The organism is Amycolatopsis sp. NPDC000009 (assembly GCF_055563465.1).
Map to the genome: position 1 here is coordinate 118,426 of NZ_JBVHDI010000018.1, position 14,752 is coordinate 133,177.

Below are 14,752 nucleotides of genomic sequence, written 5' to 3' on the forward strand. Positions count from 1 at the left end.
CTTTCCAGCGGGTGGGGCGGCACAGTTACGACGCCGACCATGCGCCGCACCGTCCGCCTAACTCCTTGTTCACCAGGCAATACCGAGAAAACAGTGTTTTGGAGACACGGTTTGCCCAAGAACTTCTTTCACGTTCAGGCGACGCGGACGCCTTGCCACCTCCCTTCGCTGCAAGAGGCCGGTTTTCGGGCCGTTTTTTGACACCGGGCGCAGCGCGATCACCCGAAAGCACCAATGCCTGGTGCACGTTCACTTCTCCCGACATGGGGGTGATGGGGCGCGATTGATGGCAGCGACAGAGCGGGTCGACGACGAAACGGGGGTACGCTGGTCTGGTAGTTCTCCGCGTGCGACTCCGCGAATGAGGGATGCGAAATGTCCTCGCCGATCGGCAACAGGCTTCGAGAGCTTCGTAAAGCTCAAGGCAAGTCGCTAGCGGTCATCTCCGGGTTGGCTGGTATTTCGCCGTCGTACCTGTCCCGGCTCGAATCCGGCGATCGGGCGCTTGACCGCCGGTCGCTCCTTGTCGCCCTCGCCAACGCTCTCGAAGTGGCGCCGAGCGAGATCACCGGGGCCGCCGCCATGACCATGGGTGAACTAGAGGAAGACCACTCCCTAAACCAAGTACGACTCGCACTTCTCGCCATCAGCATGGGCGACCCGCGTGGGGAAGTCCTGCCTCTGGAAGCCTTGAGGGCCCGAGCTTCGGACCTCCTCGCCAAGCAAAGGGAGTGTGACTACGTCCTGGTCGGGACCCTGCTGCCGCAACTGATCAGGGACCTCCATGCGACCCTGGATGCCCGGCGCGACGAGCGCGAAATTCTCCGGCTGCTGGTGGCAACACACGTGCAAGGCACCCAAGCGTGGCTTGGTGACATCGGCGCGAGCATGGACCTCGCTTGGCAAGCCGTCAGCCTCGCGCAACGCGCGGCCGAACGGCTTGATGAACCACTGTATGGTGCCGTGTCGGCTTTCGGGACATCGTTCGGACTGATCGGCGCCGGAGGCTTCGACATGGCCGCCCGCACGCTTGCTGATGCAGCTCCTGGTACCGCGACCTTGGCGGACATGCAGGTGTCCGGGATGCTCAGTCTCACATCGTCGCTGGTGTCCGCAGCTCAGAAGGACAACACGCAGCGCGTAGCCGCGCTTGACTATGCGGCCGATCTGGCCGCTCACGTCGGCGAAGGCAACAACGCACTGTGGTTCGGCTTCGGACCATCGAACGTAGGCGTGTGGCGCATGTCGGTGGCACTAGAAGCCGGAGAACACACGGACGCCGTCAAGATCGCTGAGACGGTCAACCCGGATGCGCTCCCAACGCCAACGCGGCGGTCGGCCTACTACCGCGAGTACGGGCGCGCCCTCGCTAGATTCCCGAAACGCCGTGACGAAGCCGTGCTGATGCTCCGCCAGGCAGAGAAGATCTCTCCAGCACGTATTCACCGCCACCCCTTCATGCGCTCGGTTCTCGCCGAACTGGTCGCCAAGGGCACTAAACAAGCAACTATCGGCCGCGAGCTTCGCGGTATGGCGTACCGGGCTGGCTTGCGCGTCTAACCGTGTAGCCCATTCGAGTGTTTGCCACCGTGGCAAGTTTCGGATCTTGACCGGCTCGAAACTGTTGAGGTGACTACGCATGAAGGTGGAACGCCTCCGGCGAGCGGCGGGGGGAATGAGAATGACCGGAATTCGGATGCTTGGCATGGCCGCGAAAACTATTGTTGTAGCGGCCTGACAGATCTCGGATTCGATAACCGGGGTCGTCGTCGTGCTGGTGAAATCGACCTTGAAAACCGTCGTCACGGTACGATGATCGCGGAGATGACCGCCGCCGACTGGGCGGAAGCCGCCCGAATGCTGCGCGCATGGGACGCGGGGTGGCGACCATGATCCATGGAGCACGGTCGGGGCGACATGGCGGACTGTATATCTGCTGGCATCGCAGCCAGCGCGACGGGCTGGACCATGCGGTCACGGACGAGGAATTCTTCCGCGCGCGCACGGAAAACTCCTGCGGACGGTACGGGGCATTGTGCGGTCACGTAGTGCTGGCGGCGCCGATGCTCCTGCCGAACGGCCGCCCCTGCGAGGACTGTCGCGCGTACGTGAGAGCCTGGTCAGCTGCGCGAGCTATTCGGCATCAGCAGCGACCGACACGTCATCGCGCACCATTTAGATGGCGTCGGTTCATGCAGAAATGCGGCCGTCCTGACGTGCGGCTACCTCCTGATTCCCCCGTGGAGAGCTAGCCCTGAATCATTGCCAGCGAACGCCTTTAGTTGCATGGCTGCAAACTCGCGAACGAACTATGAATAGGACCAGATCATGAATACCTGCGGTGCGATACCGTCAGCTGACACGAACGACGACAGGGACGCGATGCAGGAAGTTGTACGGGTTCAGCGTCAACTATGCAGGATCAGGAAGTTTCGGGGCTGGACTACGAACTATGTAGGAATTCGGCTGGGTGTTCACCCATCGACCGTTTGGCGATGGGAGAACAACCCTGCTTATGCCAGTAACGTTGGCGAGCTTCAAATGTATGCACGATTCCTTGGCTACACACTTCGTGTTCTGGTCGTCGCAAACGACGATCACAATGAGTTGAAATCCGAGATCTTCGAATATTCCCAGCAAGCCGATGACTTGATTGCCAGCGAGAGTGGTACCTCATGACAGTCGACCGATCCGACATTGGCCGCTGCTCATTCGCGGGCGGCTGAGGTCAGAACATCGCCCGTGGGGAGCGACGAAGGCCCTAATCCTCGCTATCAACACCCAGTTGCCACGTCACCACCGAAGCCCATCGCCGTGATACACCCCGCAGCACCGAACCGGGCCAGCAAGTTCGCGCGTGCTCTCCTGCCCTGCTTGCCCCCGGCAAGCAGGGCAGGAGAGCTAAATCCGCTGGTCACGAGTAGGTAACTTAAACCGGGTTAGCTCTAACCGTCCTTACCACTCACGAGGAGCATGATGGAAGCGCCCGCCGAGACCCTCGCCGACGAAGTCGTCACCCTGCGCCGCTGGCAGCCGGAGCAACTCGAAACCCTCGCCGCCGTCGCCGGGGATTCGGCCGCGCATCTCGGCGCGTGGATGATCTGGGCCGCCTACGGGTACGGCCGCCGCGAAGCCGCCGACTTCCTGGAGAACACCGCGAAGAACTGGGCCGAGGGCAAGACCTACGACTTCGCGATCCTCGCCGGGGAAGACCTCGCCGGCGGCGCCGGCATGATCACGCATCCGGACCGGATCGAGATCGGCTACTGGCTCGGCAGGCACCACACCGGCCGCGGCTACGCGACCAGGGCCGCGCGGCTGCTGACCGCCGAGGCCTTCCGGCTCGGCGCGCCGGAGGTCGAGATCCGGCACGACGAGAAGAACCTCGCGAGCGGTGCCGTGCCCGCGCGGCTGGGGTTCACGACGATCGGCGACGAGGCCGCCGAACCGCCGCTCGCTCCGGCCTGCGCGGGCGTCAACCGGATCTGGCGGCTCAAGCGCTCTTAGTCTTGCGCTCCCGCAGGGCGGCGAGCGCCTTGTCGGCGTGCACGGTGAACTTCAGCTCGCTCTTGATCACTTCGAGCACCTTGCGGTCGGTGTCGATGACGAAGGTGTGCCGTTTGGCGTGCAGCGGGCTGAATTTACGCCATACGCCGAACTGTTTCGCCACCACACCGTCCACATCGGACAGCAGGGGATAGTCGAAGCCGTGTTTGGCCGAGAACTCCTGCTGCTTGGCGACGGCGTCCGGGCTGATACCGACGCGGTGCGCGCCCACCTCGGCGAATTCCGCGGCCAGATCGCGGAAGTGACAGCTTTCCGCGGTGCAGCCGCTCGTCATCGCGGCGGGGTAGAAGAACAGCACGACCGGGCCGGACGAGAGGAAGTCCGACAGCGTGCGCTGCTCGCCCTTGTCGTCGGGCAGGGTGAAGTCCGGGGCGATGTCACCTTGGTCCATGGACCGATCCTGTCACGTCGGTGGGCGGAGCCGAGGTTGGCCGGGCGAGTTCACCGGAGAACACAGATCAGTGGGCGTGCCGTTCGATGAGCTCGTCGACCTCGTCCCCGGTCGCGGAATCCGCGACGAACGAACCACGCGCCGCGAGTACGCCGTACCGCCGCAGCCGTTCGGCCTGTTCGTGGCTGTGGACGCCTTCCGCGCCGATGCGCAGTTTCAGCTCCTTGGCCCTGGCGACCAGCTGGCACAGGTGGCGGACGTCGGCCTCGTCCTCGCCGTCGGCCAGCGCGTCGACGACCGCGCCGGACAGGATCACGTGGCGGACCGGCAGCCCGTGCCGGGGGATCAGCTCGAGATCGTCCGAACCGGAGATGGTCAGCACCAGCTGGGCGCCCAGATCGGCCAGTACGGCGAAGGAGTCGAGTACCTCGCCGCCTCCGTCGAGGATGGATTCGCGGTCCGTGCACAGCCGCAGCGCCTGCGCGGGCAGGTTGTGCCGGTCGAGCTGTTCCTTGACCAGCAGCACCAGATCGGGCTCGATGGCCAGCCGGTTCGGCAGCCGCACGCAGACGTCGGGCGCGGCTTCACCGAACCTGTTCCGCCATCGCGCGGTGGCGGCGAGCGATTCGGCCAGCAGCCACCGGCCGAGCGGAATGGTCATCCCGGTGGTCTGCGCGAGCGGATAGAACTCGTCCGAGTCGAGTTCGCCCTTCTCCGGGTGGCTCCAGCGCAATCCGGCGTTGACCGCGGCCAGCTGGTCGGGATTCGCGAGCTTCACCGTCGGCTGGTAGATCAGCGAGAACTCGCCGTTCTCCAGCGCGCCCGCGATGACCGCGCCGAGCTGGTAGCGGCCCCGGTCACGCGCGTCGAGTTCCGGATCGAACAGCATCCACTGCGCCTTGCCCGCTTCCTTGGCGCGGTGCAAGGCGATCTCCGCGGCGCGAAGCAGGTCTTCGGGCCCGCCTTCGGCGACCGGGCGGACGACGATGCCCGCGCTCGCGCTGACCCCGATCCCGTGCCCGCCGACGTAGATCGGCTCGACCAGTTCCTCCAGGGCCTGCTCGACCAGCGAGATCACCTCGGGCGAGGTGAAGTCGCCGCGCAGCAGGACGGCGAACCCGTCACCGGACAGCCGGGCGACCGAACCGTTGTGCCTGCCGGTGAACACGGCCGTGAGCTTGTTCGCGACCCCGCGCAGCACCTGATCACCCACGCCGGCCCCGAGACCGTCGTTGATCACCTTGAAACCGTCGACGTCGAGATACACGAGCGCGACCTGCTCGCCGCCGGACCCGGCCAGCGCGGCTTCGAGGGCGTTGCCGAACGCGGTGGCGTTGGGCAGGCCGGTCAGCGGGTCGTGCACGTTCTGGTGCCGCAGTTGTTCCTGCAGCAGGTGGATTTCGTTGGCGTCGGAGACCATCAGCACCGGATAGGTCGAACCCGGCCGGTCACCCGGCAGATCGGTCAGGGTCACGTCGACCCAGAGCGGGCCTTCCTCGCTGTGGTCCACCAGCAGACGTTCTTCCTGCGTCGGCTGGCCGTGCGTCATCAGCTGGGCGAGCCCGTTCCGGAGGCGGGCGACGTCGTGTTCGGCGGAGCCGAGATCGGGGATCTCCCGGCCGCGCAGCGAGGCGGGACGACAGCCGAGGAGGCGGCCGAGCGCGGCGTTCGCCTCCACGATGGTGCCGTTGCCGTCGGCGAGGGCGATCCCGACGGGAGAGGCGGAATAGAGCTTGGAGAAGCGCAGCACGGCGGGCTGATGGTCGGGCTCGGCCAGGACGGCGTCCTGGGCGACACCGAGCAGCAGCTGTTCGAGTTGCTCCTTGGGAAGCGATACTCCTTTAGTGTCAGCGAGCGTCTCGGCCCATCTCCGAGCGACGTCCACCAACCCTGGCGCGGAACCAGGTTCGGGCACACTTCACCTCTTCATGCGCGGTTGATGGCCAGCTCAGACCGGGTGTCCGAGCCCATGGGCCCACACTAGGTATGAGCCGGCCGGGTGTAGTGCCACGGCATCATGCGCGATCCGGGGTGTCTACCGGCTGAAAGGGTGATCGCTGCTACACGAGTGGTGACCGGAAGTTACCAAGAGTACTCGATCGTGGTTGTCCGATTGGTCCGGCTTCAGCGGGCCGTCAGACGGATCGGCAGCCCGTCCGCGGGAACGGGCAGCGAGACGTAGTCCCAGCGCGCGGTGTAGTCCTCCGGCACCGACCACCGATACGCCCGCAGCATCTCGTGCAGCAGCGCCTTCACCTCGAAGGTCCCGAAATGCAGGCCGATGCATTTGTGCGCGCCGCTGCCGAACGGCATCCACGCGTAGCGGTGCGACTTGTCCTCGCGGCGTGCCTCACCGAAGCGGTCCGGGTCGAACCGCATCGGGTCGGTCCAGTGCTCCGGCGAGAAATGGTTGACGGTGGGAGAAACCCCGACGAGTGTCCCTTCGGGAATGAAGTGCCCAAGGACCTCGGTGTCCTTCACGGTCTTCCTTGTCAGCGAAGGAACCGGGGCCACCAGCCGGAGGGACTCCTTGATCACCAGGTCCAGCGTCGTCAGGGTCTCCAGCGCCTCGATGTCCGGCACGTCGTCGCCGAGCGAGAGGGACTCCTGGCGCGCGCGTTCCTGCCACTCCGGGTTCTTGGCGAGGTGGTAGACGGCGGCGGCGCTGGTGATCGTCGACGTGTCGTGCGCGGCCATCATCAGGAAGATCATGTGGTTGACGACGTCGGAGTCGGTGAAGCGGTCACCGTCTTCGGTGGTGGCGTGGCACAACGCGGTGAAGAGGTCGTCGCCGTCGCTCGCCCGTTTCGCGGGCAGGTTCGCCGAAAAGTAGCGTTCGAGGACCTTGCGGCCGTGCAGACCCGCCGCCCAGCGGCCGCCGGGAACGGGAAAGCGCACGATGGCCGTGCCGGCGCGCACGGAGTTCACGAACGCGCGGTTGATCGAAGCCGCGTCTTCGCCGGACCGCATGCCCATGAAGACACGTGTCGCGACGTCGAGTGTGAGTTGCTTGAGGGACCAGTAAATCCGCGGGTTCGGCCGGTCCGCCCACGCGGCGACGCCCTCGCGCAGTGCCGGTCCCATCTGGTCGACGTAGCCGGTGAGCCGCTGGCGGGTGAACGCCGCCTGCATGATCCGGCGGTGCAGGTGGTGCTCGCCGAAGTCGAGCAGCATCAGGCCGCGGTCGAAGAACTGCTCGATGAAGAACTTCCAGCCCTCCTGGGAGAAGGCCTTGTCCTTGTTCACCAACGCGATCTGCGTGGCCTCCGGGCCCGTCAGCGCGACGATGCGGCGGCCGAACGCGCCCATCCACGACACCGGTCCGTAGGTCTCGTAGCGTTTGAGGCCGAACTCGATGCCGAAGCGCATGAAGTCCAGGGCGTGCCCGATGACCGGCGGGCCTTCGTCGCCGAGGACGGGTTTGAGACCCGGCGGGGCGGGTGCGAGTTCGCGGACCGGCCAGGTCGCGCCGAGCCAGCGCTGGTCGACCGACCGCGGCAGGGGGATCGAGGTGAGCGGCGGGACCCGCTCGCGCAGCGCCCCGGTGACCTTTTCGACGGCGTTCGCCATGGGTGACCATCTCCCCGCTGAGATCGGTTACCGCTCCACCATCGCACCCTTGTTGACGCGTTGACAATACCTCGATGGAAGTTCCGTGAAGGCCTCCTTCACTACCTTGAGGGTAGGGAAGGAGGCCTTCACGGACCGGGCTCAGGCCAGTTCGGCGCGGACCACGCGGGCGGCCTCGACCAGGTTCCGCAGGGCCGGCTCGACCTCCGCGTAGCCGCGGGTCTTCAAGCCGCAGTCCGGGTTGACCCAGATCCGCTCGGCGGGCACGGCACCGACGGCGGTCCGCAGCAGGCCGCCGACCTCGCCGACGCCGGGGACGCGCGGCGAGTGGATGTCGTAGACGCCCGGCCCGACGCCGCGGCCGAAGCCCGCCGCGCCGAGGTCGGTGACGACCTCCATCTTCGATCGCGCGGCTTCGATGCTGGTGACGTCGGCGTCGAGCGCGTCGATCGCCTTGACCACGTCGCCGAATTCCGAGTAGCACATATGCGTGTGGATCTGCGTCGCGTCGTCGATCCCGGACGTCGCGAGGCGGAACGACGAAACGGCCCACGCGAAGTACGCCTCATGCGCCGCCGCGCGCAGGGGGAGCAGTTCCCGCAGGGCCGGCTCATCCACCTGGATGACGCGGATGCCCGCCTCCTGAAGGTCGTGCACCTCGTCGCGGATGGCCAGCGCCACCTGCCGGGCGGTCTCGCCCAGTGGCTGGTCGTCGCGCACGAAGGACCACGCGAGGATCGTCACCGGACCGGTCAGCATGCCCTTGACGGGTTTGCCGGTCAGACTCTGCGCGTAGCGCGCCCACGCGACGGTCATCGGCTCCGGGCGAGAGACGTCGCCGTACAGGATCGGCGGCCGGACGCAGCGCGAACCGTAGGACTGCACCCAGCCGAAGTCGGTGGCCGCGAACCCGGCCAGCCGTTCGGCGAAGTACTGCACCATGTCGTTGCGCTCGGGCTCGCCGTGCACCAGCACGTCCAGGCCGAGGTCCTCCTGCAGCCGGATGACGCGCTCGATCTCCGCCTTCATCGCGGCCTCGTAGCCCGTGTCGTCCAGCGAACCCGCCTTGTGCGCTGCGCGCGCCTTGCGGACTTCGGTGGTCTGCGGGAACGAGCCGATCGTCGTGCTCGGCAACGGCGGCAGCCCCAGCGCCGCCTGCTGTGCCTCCGCGCGCCGGGCGTAGGGGGAGCGGACGGTGTCCTCCGGCCGCAGTGCCTCCAGCCGGGCGCGCACTCCGGAGTCGGCGAGATCGGCCGCCGCCGCGCGATCCGCGGCCGCGGCACGGGCGGCGGAGAGGTCGACTCCCTCTTCTTTCAGCGCTCGTCCGAGCAGCACGACCTCGTCGACCTTCTGCTTGGCGAAGGCGAGCCAGCCCTTCAGACGCGGGTGAAGTCCGTCCTCCCGCTCGACGTCGTAGGGCACGTGCAGCAGCGAGCAGGACGTCGACACGCTGACCGACCGCGCGGTGCCCAGCAGAGTCGCCGCCCGGCTGAGCGCGCGAGCCGGATCCGTGCGCCAGACGTTGCGCCCGTCCACGACACCGGCGAGAACCTCCTTGTCCCGCAGGGCGGGCTCGGCGGCGACGGCGTCCACAAAGGACTCATCGGTGACCAGGTCGACGGCGATCGCGTCGATCGGGGAGCGGGCGAGCACGCCCAAGCCGCGACCGAGGCCACCGAAGTACCCGGCGACCAGGATCTTGGGTCGCGCGGTCTCCTTCGCGAGCCGGTGGTAGGCGCGGATGAGCGCGTTGAGCTCGCGCTCGGTGCGGTCGGCGGCGAAGGCGGGCTCGTCGAACTGGACCCATTCGACGCCTTCGTCGTGCAGACGGCGCAGCAGCTCGACGTAGCCGTCGAGGAGGTTGTCGAGCAGGTCCAGCGGGCGGAAGCCTTCCGGGGCGGTCTCCGACGGCTTCGCGAGCAGCAGGAACGTCACCGGTCCGACCAGCACCGGCCGGGTCTCGACGCCGATCGCGCGAGCCTCGCGGTACTCGTCGAGCGGTTTGGTGCCGGTGAGCGAGAACGTCGTGTCCGGGCCGAGTTCGGGGACGATGTAGTGGTAGTTCGTGTCGAACCACTTCGTCATCTCCATCGCCGGCGCGTCCTGCACCCCGCGCGCGGCGGCGAAGTAGGTATCGAGCGGCGAGAGACCGAGTGCCGTGAAGCGCTCCGGCAGCGCTCCGAACAGCTCGGCGGTGTCGAGCACCTGGTCGTAGTGGGAGAAGGTGTTGGAGGGGACGGAATCCAGCCCCGCGTCCTTGAGTTCGCGCCAGGCCCGCGTGCGCAGCGCGCGGCCGGTGGCCAGCAGCTCGGCCTCGTCGATCTTGCCCGCCCAGTAGCGTTCGAGCGAACGCTTGAGTTCCCGGTCCGGTCCGATGCGGGGGTAGCCCAGCACTGTCGTGCCGATTTCGGTCACAGCTCTCTCCTCGCGAGCTTGTCGTGAGAGCCCGGAGCGCGCGCAGGAGTGACCGCCGTTCGGTCGTGCCCATCCCACGAGGCCCGGACTCACGCACGCCGTCGGCGCGCGTACCACGGGCAGGTCTTCGGACTCGTGGGCGACTCGCTCGTTCCTACCGGCCGTCGCTTCCCGGGGCGCCATGTCCCAGTGCTTTACCGTGTCTCACACGGTGACGGCTTTCGTTCCCACATACCGCTGCGGGGCAGTCCCGGATTCGCACCGGGTTCCCTGTTACCTCGACCGGCCGGGGAGGCCGGGCGAACCAGTAGCACCCCGGAGCGTACCGAGACGCGCTAGTGGCCCGCTGGACATGTGACGAACCGGACGCCACGCGTGATCAGACGGACGACACGCGTGATTGAACGGACGACTCGCGTGATCGAACGGCGAACTCTCGTGATCGGGGGCGTAACTCGCGTGTTCGGAGACGGAACACGCCGGGCGGAGGCCGCCCGGCGTGTCGTCCGTCTGATCACGCGAGTTCGCCGCTCAATCACGCGAGTTACGCGTCTGATCACGCGAGTTCGCGATTCGAGCACGCGAGTCGCGTGTGCGGGGTCAGTCCCAGTCGAGGGCGCCGCCCGACTGGTACTCGATGACGCGGGTCTCGAAGAAGTTCTTCTCCTTCTTGAGGTCCATCGCCTCCGACATCCACGGGAACGGGTTCTCCGTCTCGCCGAAGATCGGCGCGAGACCGATCTGCTGCGCCCGCCGGTCGGTGATGAAGTGCATGTACTGCTCGATCAGCTCGGCCGAGAGCCCGAGCATGCCGCGCGGCATGGTGTCACGGGCGTAGGCGACCTCGAGCTCGCACGCCTCGGTGAGCATGGTGCGGACCTCGGCCTGGAACTCCTCGGTCCACAGGTGCGGGTTCTCGATCTTGATCTGGTTGATGCAGTCGATGCCGAAGTTCAGGTGGATCGACTCGTCGCGCAGGATGTACTGGTACTGCTCGGCGATGCCGACCATCTTGTTCCGGCGGCCGAGCGAGAGGATCTGCGCGAAGCCGGTGTAGAACCACATGCCCTCGAAGATCACGTAGAACGCGACGAGGTCACGCAGGAAGTTCTGGTCGGCTTCCGGGGTGCCGGTCTCGAAGTCCGGGTTCTCCAGGTTCTGCGTGTACTTCAGTGCCCACGCGTCCTTGTCCGAAATGGACGGGACCTCGCGGTACATGTTGAACAGCTCGCCCTCGACCAGGCCGAGGCTCTCGCAGATGTACTGGAAGGTGTGCGTGTGCACGGCTTCCTCGAACGCCTGGCGCAGCAGGTACTGGCGGCATTCGGGGTTGGTGATCTGCCGGTACACCGCGAGCACGATGTTGTTGGCCACCAGCGATTCCGCGGTGGCGAAGAAGCCGAGGTTGCGCTTGAGCATGGTGCGCTCGTCCTCGGTGAGGCCGTCGGGCGACTTCCACAGCGCGATGTCGGCCTGCATGGCGACCTCGGTCGGCATCCAGTGGTTGTTGCAGCCGGCGAGGTACTTCTCCCACGCCCAGGTGTACTTCATCGGCAGCAGCTGGTTGACGTCGGCGCGGGCGTTGATCATCCGCTTGTCGTCGACGTTGATCCGGGCGGCGCCGACTTCGATCTCACCGAGGCCGGTGGCGTCGGTGGCGGGGTCAAAGGTGGTCATAGAGGCTCCAAGAGGCGTCGTGAGTGGTAAGGACGGTTAGAACCGCCCTTACCACTCACGAGGATGTTTACTGGCAGGCTTCGCAGTCGGGGTCGTCGATCCGGCAGGCCGCGCCGTCGGTGGCGACGAAGTCGACGTCCGAGACCTTCGGCATCTCCTTCGGCTCCGGCTTGGCGGCCGGGGCGGTCACCGGGACGGCCGGGACCGCGGCGGAAGCCGACGGGGCGGGCGAAGCGGCGGGAGCCGGGGCCGGAGCGGCGGCGGGCTTGGGTGTGGCCGGAGCCGGGGTGGCCGAGACGGCGTTCAGCTTGCCGTCAGTGCCGCGCAGGGTGCTCTTCTCCACGTGCGTCGCGGACCGCGCCCGCAGGTAGTACGTGGTCTTGAGGCCCTTGTGCCAGGCGTAGCGGTACAGCTCGTCGAGCTTGCGGCCGCTGGGCGCCGCGATGTACAGGTTCAGCGACTGCGCCTGGTCGATCCACTTCTGCCGACGCGAGCCGGCGTCCACCAGCCACTTGGACTCGATCTCGAACGCGGTCGCGTACAGCGCCTTCAGGTCGTCCGGCACGCGGTCGATCTGGCCGAGGCTGCCGTCGAAGTACTTCAGGTCCGACACCATGACCTCGTCCCACAGCCCGCGCTCCTTGAGCGAGCGGACCAGGTGCGGGTTCACCACGGTGAAGTCGCCGGACATGTTCGACTTGACGAACAGGTTCTGGAACAGCGGCTCGATCGACTGCCCGACCCCGCAGATGTTGGAGATCGTCGCGGTCGGCGCGATCGCCATCACGTTGGAGTTGCGCATACCGACGGTCTTGACCCGCTCGCGCAGCGGCGCCCAGTCCAAAGTGGACGAGGTGTCGACGTCGAGCGCGTCGCCCTGGCGGGCGTCGATCAGCAGCTGCATGGAGTCGATCGGCAGGATTCCCTTGCTCCACAAGGAACCCTCGAACGTCTGGTACTGGCCGCGTTCCTCCGCGAGGTCGGTCGAGGCCGAGATCGCGTAGTAGCTGATGTGCTCCATGCTCGTGTCCGCGAACTGGACCGCCTCGTCCGAGGACAGCGGGACACCGATCTCGAACAGCGCGTCCTGGAAGCCCATCAGGCCCAGCCCGATCGGGCGGTGACGCAGGTTGGAGCGGCGCGCCTCCGGGATCGTGTAGAAGTTGATGTCGATCACGTTGTCGAGCATGCGGACGGCCGTGCGCACGGTCTTCTCGAGGCGCTTGGTGTCGAGGCCCTCGGGGGTGACGTGCTTGAGCAGGTTCACCGAGCCGAGGTTGCAGACCGCGACCTCGTCGGTGGTGGTGTTCAGCGTGATCTCGGTGCACAGGTTGGACGAGTGCACGACACCCACGTGCTGCTGCGGCGAACGCAGGTTGCACGGGTCCTTGAAGGTGATCCACGGGTGGCCGGTCTCGAACAGCATCGTCAGCATGCGGCGCCACAGGTCGACCGCGCGGACCTTGCGGAACACCTTCAGCTCGCCACGCTCGGCGGCGGCCTCGTACTCGCGGTAGCGCTCGGCGAACGCGTTGCCGTAGAGGTCGTGCAGGTCCGGGGTCTCGTTCGGCGAGAACAGCGTCCACTGCGCGTCGGCCTCGACGCGGCGCAGGAACTCGTCCGGCACCCAGTTCGCGGTGTTCATGTCGTGCGTGCGACGGCGGTCGTCACCGGTGTTCTTGCGCAGGTCGAGGAATTCCTCGATGTCCACGTGCCAGGTCTCGAGGTACGCGCAGGCCGCGCCCTTGCGCTTGCCGCCCTGGTTCACCGCGACCGCGGTGTCGTTGGCGATCTTGAGGAACGGCACGACACCCTGCGACTGGCCGTTGGTGCCCTTGATGTGCGCGCCGAGGCCGCGGACCGGGGTCCAGTCGTTGCCGAGGCCGCCCGAGTACTTCGCCAGCAGCGCGTTGTTCTTGTACGCCTGGAAGATCGAGTCCAGGTCGTCGTCGACGGTGGTCAGGAAGCAGGACGACAGCTGCGGGCGCGTGGTGCCCGAGTTGAACAGCGTCGGGGTGGACGCCATGAAGTGGAACGTCGAAAGCAGCTCGTAGAACTCGATCGCGCGGGCTTCCCGGTCGTCCTCGCGGATCGCCAGGCCCATCGCGACGCGCATGAAGAACGCCTGCGGCAGCTCGAAGCGGACACCGTCGTGGTGCTGGAAGTACCGGTCGTACAGGGTCTGCAGGCCGAGGAAGCCGAAGTCGAGGTCACGCTCGGCGCGGATGGCCGCGGTGATCTTGTCCAGGTCGAAGGTCTGCAGCTCGGGGTTGATCAGCTCCAGCTCGATGGCGCGCTTGAGGTAATCCCGGAAGTACTGCGGGTACCGCGCGGTCATCTCGTCCTGGCTGGCCTGCTGCGGCACGCCCGCGAGGTAGCTGAGCGCCTCGCCGCGGAGCTTGTCCGCGAGCAGCCGGGCACTGACGTAGGAGTAGTTCGGCTCCTGCTCGACGAGCACGCGCGCGGCCATGATCTGGGCGAGGGCGAGTTCGTCGGCGCTGATGCCGTCGTAGACGTTGCGCTTGGTCTCGGCCAGCACCGGCTCGGCCGAAACGTCTTCGAGACCGGCGACGGCCTCGCCGACGACGTGCGAGACGCGGGCCCAGTCGAGCGGGCGGAGCGAGCCGTCGGCGGCCTTGACGCTGATGGCGACGTCGGACGAGGCAGGCTTCTCGGCCTCGCGGGCCTTCGCGCGCTCGTCGCGGTACAGCACGTACGCGCGGGCGACCTTGTGGTGCTCGCCGCGCATCAGCGCGAGCTCGACGATGTCCTGGATCTGCTCGATGTGCAGCGCGGTCTCGGGACCGGCGTGGCGGAGCAGGGTGGTCTCGATCTGCTCGGTCAAGTCCTTGACCAGGTGGTGGATCCGCGACGAGGCGGCCGCGTCACCGCCCTCGACGGCGAGGAAGGCCTTGGTCACGGCGACCGAGATCTTGTTCGCGTCGAAGGGGGACACGCTGCCGTCCCGCCGGATGACCCGCACGGTCGCGGGCGTGGTGTCCGAGGACGAAGGTGGCCGCTGACCGGTTTCCACTGACATGCGTGTCTCCAAAAAAGGGCGCGTTGAAGCACCACAAGGCCTCGCAAGGCCGTGCGCTGCACGTTCACAAAGCTGTCCGACCACCGCTCCCG

At 66.8% G+C, this 14,752-nt stretch carries 8 protein-coding genes and 1 riboswitch; of the genes, 2 read left to right on the plus strand and 6 right to left on the minus strand.

What is annotated here, in order from left to right:
• Positions 1-375: 375 nt before the first annotated feature.
• Together ACZ3HL_RS34335 and ACZ3HL_RS34340 are read left to right on the plus strand one after the other, a co-directional pair.
• The gene (locus ACZ3HL_RS34335; RefSeq protein ID WP_465535440.1) at positions 376-1,560 is read left to right on the plus strand and encodes a helix-turn-helix domain-containing protein; all 1,185 of its coding nucleotides are present in this window, start codon (positions 376-378) and stop codon (positions 1,558-1,560) included.
• A 1,416-nt stretch (positions 1,561-2,976) separates the two neighbouring features.
• A complete protein-coding gene (locus ACZ3HL_RS34340) occupies positions 2,977-3,507 on the plus strand; it encodes a GNAT family N-acetyltransferase (RefSeq protein ID WP_465535501.1) in 531 nt (176 codons plus the stop codon).
• On the opposite strand, the gene ACZ3HL_RS34345 is transcribed toward ACZ3HL_RS34340, so the two are convergent.
• The 6 genes from ACZ3HL_RS34345 to ACZ3HL_RS34370 all read right to left on the minus strand — a co-directional run bounded on the left by ACZ3HL_RS34345 (position 3,494) and on the right by ACZ3HL_RS34370 (position 14,660).
• On the minus strand, positions 3,494-3,958 hold the full coding sequence (locus tag ACZ3HL_RS34345; protein ID WP_192745182.1) for a peroxiredoxin: 465 nt from the start codon (positions 3,956-3,958) through the stop codon (positions 3,494-3,496). The two genes, ACZ3HL_RS34340 and ACZ3HL_RS34345, sit on opposite strands and share 14 nt — an antisense overlap.
• Positions 3,959-4,025: 67 nt before the next feature.
• Positions 4,026-5,873 (minus strand): putative bifunctional diguanylate cyclase/phosphodiesterase, encoded by a 1,848-nt coding sequence (locus tag ACZ3HL_RS34350; protein WP_465535441.1) that lies wholly within the window; start codon positions 5,871-5,873, stop codon positions 4,026-4,028.
• Positions 5,874-6,082: 209 nt separating this feature from the next.
• A complete protein-coding gene (locus ACZ3HL_RS34355; protein ID WP_465535442.1) occupies positions 6,083-7,528 on the minus strand; it encodes a cytochrome P450 in 1,446 nt (481 codons plus the stop codon).
• A 141-nt stretch (positions 7,529-7,669) separates the two neighbouring features.
• Complete coding sequence (metE, locus tag ACZ3HL_RS34360) at positions 7,670-9,943, minus strand: 5-methyltetrahydropteroyltriglutamate--homocysteine S-methyltransferase (protein ID WP_465535443.1); 2,274 nt, start codon at positions 9,941-9,943, stop codon at positions 7,670-7,672.
• A 101-nt stretch (positions 9,944-10,044) separates the two neighbouring features.
• A riboswitch (cobalamin riboswitch) is annotated at positions 10,045-10,267 on the minus strand.
• Positions 10,268-10,543: 276 nt separating this feature from the next.
• Positions 10,544-11,620 (minus strand): ribonucleotide-diphosphate reductase subunit beta, encoded by a 1,077-nt coding sequence (locus ACZ3HL_RS34365; protein WP_465412399.1) that lies wholly within the window; start codon positions 11,618-11,620, stop codon positions 10,544-10,546.
• 67 nt (positions 11,621-11,687) lie between these two features.
• Positions 11,688-14,660, minus strand: coding sequence for a ribonucleoside-diphosphate reductase subunit alpha (locus ACZ3HL_RS34370; RefSeq protein WP_465535444.1), 2,973 nt, complete (start codon positions 14,658-14,660; stop codon positions 11,688-11,690).
• Between the last annotated feature and the right edge of the window lie 92 nt (positions 14,661-14,752).